Origin of the sequence: Mycobacterium sp. (assembly GCF_049278535.1) — a bacterium.
GTDB lineage: Bacteria > Actinomycetota > Actinomycetes > Mycobacteriales > Mycobacteriaceae > Mycobacterium.
Genome location: NZ_JBAPMI010000062.1, coordinates 1 through 2015, shown reverse-complemented (window position 1 = coordinate 2015; position 2015 = coordinate 1). Strand labels below are relative to the sequence as shown.

2 protein-coding genes are annotated in these 2015 nt (G+C 64.2%); one reads left to right on the top strand and one right to left on the bottom strand.

The annotated features are described in order from the left end of the window. The coding region (locus WAO18_RS03645; protein ID WP_422203981.1) for a cytochrome P450 at positions 1 to 959 on the top strand (959 nt) is incomplete at its 5' end. Here the strand turns inward: WAO18_RS03645 and WAO18_RS03640 are convergent. After that, complete coding sequence (locus WAO18_RS03640; protein WP_422203979.1) at positions 960 to 1805, bottom strand: NAD-dependent protein deacetylase; 846 nt, start codon at positions 1803 to 1805, stop codon at positions 960 to 962. It lies immediately after the preceding gene. Positions 1806 to 2015 lie beyond the last annotated feature (210 nt).

Genomic DNA, 2015 nt, shown 5'->3' with positions numbered 1-2015 from the left:
CCTTCCTGGCCATGGATCCGCCGCGGCACACCTTCCTGCGCAAGCTGGTCAGCGCCGCATTCACCCCTCGACAGGTCCGGCGCATCGAGGACTCGATCCAGGCGAATGCGAAGGCCATCGTGGAGGAGCTCAAAGCCGCAGGAAGCGGCGCCGACTTCGTCGAGCTATGCGCGAAAGAACTGCCCATTCGCACGCTGTCGGACATGGTGGGCATCCCTGAGTCGGAGCGGCAAAGCTTGGCGCACGCCGCCGACGCAATGGTCTCGTCGGGCGACCCGGAATACCTCAACGGTCGCCACCCGCTGGAGGTGTTATTCGAGGCGCAGACGTACGTTCATCAAGTGGCCGGGATGCTCGCCGCAGAGCGCCGGGAGCATCCCGGTGACGATTTGTTCAGTGGGCTGGTGAACGCGGAAGTCGACGGCGACCGACTATCCGATGCCGACATTGCCGCGTTCTTCGTGTTGATGACCGTCGCCGGCAATGACACCACTCGTCAGACCACCAGCCACGCGTTGAAAGCCCTGACCGACTTCGCCGACCAACGCGCCTGGCTGCTGGAGGATTTCGATAATCGCATCGGTGGAGCGGTCGAGGAGTTCATTCGTTGGGCCAGCCCGGTGATGACGTTCCGCCGCACGGCTGCAAAGGATGTCGAGATCGGCGGCCAAGCCATCCGCGCCGGCGAGAAGGTGGTGATGTTCTACTCTTCGGGCAATTACGACACCGACGTGTTCGAGCATCCCGAGCGCCTGGACCTGAGCCGCACCCCCAACCCGCATGTTGGTTTCGGCGGAGGTGGTGTGCACTTCTGTTTGGGTGCCAACCTGGCTCGGGCGCAACTGCGCGCGATCTTCGGTGAGCTGTTGCACCAGCTGCCGGATATCGAGGCCGGCGACCCGGTTTATCTGGCCGGCAACTTTATTCACGGCATCCGCAGCATGCCCTGCACGTTCTAGCTAACTGGCGTCGGCCACGAGCTCCTCGGTCAGCAGCGTCAGCAATTCCGAGCAGCCGCCATCGACCTTGACGGTGGCCAGATCGTCGCCGCGGGTGGGTCCGCGGTTGACAATGGCTACCGGAGTGTTCTGCGCCGCGGCGTGGCGCACGAAGCGATAGCCGGAGAACACCGTCAACGACGAGCCCGCGACCAGCAGGGCATCGGCCGCGTCAATCAGCGAAAATGCTTGTCCAACAACAGCTTTAGGTACATTTTCGCCGAAATATACGATGTCGGGTTTGAGCATGCCACCACACGATGCGCAGTCGGCATAGCGAAAGGACGCGGTGTCGGCGATCACGGCGTCAGCGTCCGGGGCCACCGCCAAGCCGCCGACCGCCGCGACCCGTTCGGTGAAACCCGGGTTCAGCGTGTCGAGTTGTTCGGCCAGCGCTGCGCGACTGATGGACTCGCCACACTTCAGGCAAACCACCTGTGCGTAGGTGCCATGAAGGTTGATCACGTTGCGGCTGCCCGCCTTGGTGTGCAGCAGGTCGACGTTCTGGGTGATGACGCCATCGACCACACCGGCGTGTTCGAGTGCGGCCACCGCCCGATGCCCGGCGTTGGGCCGGGTGCCGTCCATGTGCCGCCAACCAACATGATTGCGCGCCCAATACCGCTGCCGGAACACCGAGTCCGAAGTGAACTGGCGAATCGTCATCGGATTGCTCGGCGGCGAATCCCGCCCGCGATAGTCGGGGATGCCGGAGTCGGTGGACATCCCCGCTCCGGTCAGCACCACGACCCGGCGGCCGGCCAGCAGTGCGACCAACTCCGGGGACTCCGCGCGCGCAGCCGTCACCCCTTTGAGGGTACGGACTGACAGGGACGCCAACGGCGCGCGTTGATACCTCGCTCAGGGGACCAATTTGAGCTGCATGTTGTTGGTCTCCTGATGGCCCGGTTGCTGGCCACAGACGGGTACCACGTCGGTGGATACGACGGTCCCGGCAAGGGTGTTGGCATCCCAGGTGAAGTGCGCGGTGGTGGCGTTGGGAACGGTGCTGCCGTC